The sequence below is a fragment of the Enterobacter sp. PL1 genome (genome assembly GCF_945957325.1).
Lineage (GTDB): Bacteria > Pseudomonadota > Gammaproteobacteria > Enterobacterales > Enterobacteriaceae > Enterobacter > Enterobacter roggenkampii.
Genome location: NZ_CAMFKT010000084.1, coordinates 1 through 1,142, shown reverse-complemented (window position 1 = coordinate 1,142; position 1,142 = coordinate 1). Strand labels below are relative to the sequence as shown.

Here is a 1,142-nt window from a genome sequence, read left to right as displayed (position 1 = left end):
TCGAGCCCAATTCCGGACTCGAAGGCTGCGCGGAGAAACCGCAGCCTTCCGAGTGTTTTGTCATCGAAAATGTTATAGCCACTTTCGGTTCGCCGAGCAGGGTGCAACAAGCCGCGTATCATGTAGTCGCGCACGACATGCACGCTGACGCAAGCATCATCAGCCAGCTTCGATATCGAGTACGCATTCATACTGGGCTTTCCTCGCAGTCCTCTAGCAGCTTAAGCGCGACATCATGACCAAGGTCGAACGCACTCTCGACAGGCACGACCTCAATCCCTTGGTGGGTCGAAGCCCACGAATTTGCAATAGACGGAGACGCAAAGAAATGCACATGACAGCAAAACGAACAACGAATGTCGGGCGAAGTATCCGGAGTTCGCAGTGAAACCATTGCTTCTGCCGGTTCGACATGAAGCACTGCTTCTGGTGCAACGGTGAGAGTGATCGGCCTACCGGTGGCGGCGCAGCGGGAAGTGACACGGGCAATCTTGCCGGTCAAGGCGGGAAACATCAAGGTGTCCAGCGCACACCATGTGTACAAATGACGGCCATCCACCTCAAAAACGTGAGAGGTTTCACGTAGTGTCAGCCCCAGTCCAATGATATTGGCCTCGTCGTCATATTCCGTACCAGGTGCCTGCTCAAGTACCGTTGCAACTCTCGCTCCAGACCATCCGAGTGCGCCGGCGAGCTTTTCGCGTGATACAGGTCCCCCCATCGCTAGCTGTCGGAGCAGCGCGACAAAGAGCGTTGCGAACTCTTTAGGATGATTGCCAGATGAAAGGCTTTCGGCAATCTTTTTGGAATAAATAGTCTTGTCCATTTTCCACCTGTTATATCGGGCAGCGATCAACCGGGATAAACCTTACTCGGCGGTTACGTCCTGCGCTTAACAAAGACGAATTACTTTGTGCCTTGCCGGCGTTGCCATTCCTCGGCCAGCAGCTGGGCTTGCTGTAACTGTTCGGGCTTCATTTGAGCTGCATAGTCTGCAACGACTTTTGCTGCTGTCGGTTCTCCCGACGCTGCGGCCAGACTCATCCACTGGTATGCCTGCACCTGGTCGGGCGCGATGTCGGTAAGACCCTTTGCAAACAGCTGGGCCAGCCTGACTTGAGCCTGCGTGTGTCCCTGCTCGG

Annotated in this window: 2 protein-coding genes and 1 pseudogene; all 3 read right to left on the bottom strand. The window is 55.0% G+C overall.

What is annotated here, in order from left to right:
- Positions 1-191 (bottom strand): mercuric resistance transcriptional repressor MerD (gene merD, locus N6P30_RS24345; RefSeq protein ID WP_260630011.1); only part of this gene is annotated, 191 nt, incomplete at its 3' end.
- Complete coding sequence (gene merB / locus N6P30_RS24340) at positions 188-826, bottom strand: organomercurial lyase MerB (protein ID WP_011405610.1); 639 nt, start codon at positions 824-826, stop codon at positions 188-190. The genes merD and merB, both read right to left, overlap by 4 nt.
- 80 nt (positions 827-906) lie before the next feature.
- Positions 907-1,142: pseudogene (locus tag N6P30_RS24335) on the bottom strand (sel1 repeat family protein); the annotation flags it as partial.

Coding starts and splice junctions, on each gene's coding strand:
- merB (WP_011405610.1), bottom strand. CDS start 826: ATGGACAAGACTATTTATTCCAAAAAGATTGCCGAAAGCCTTTCATCT.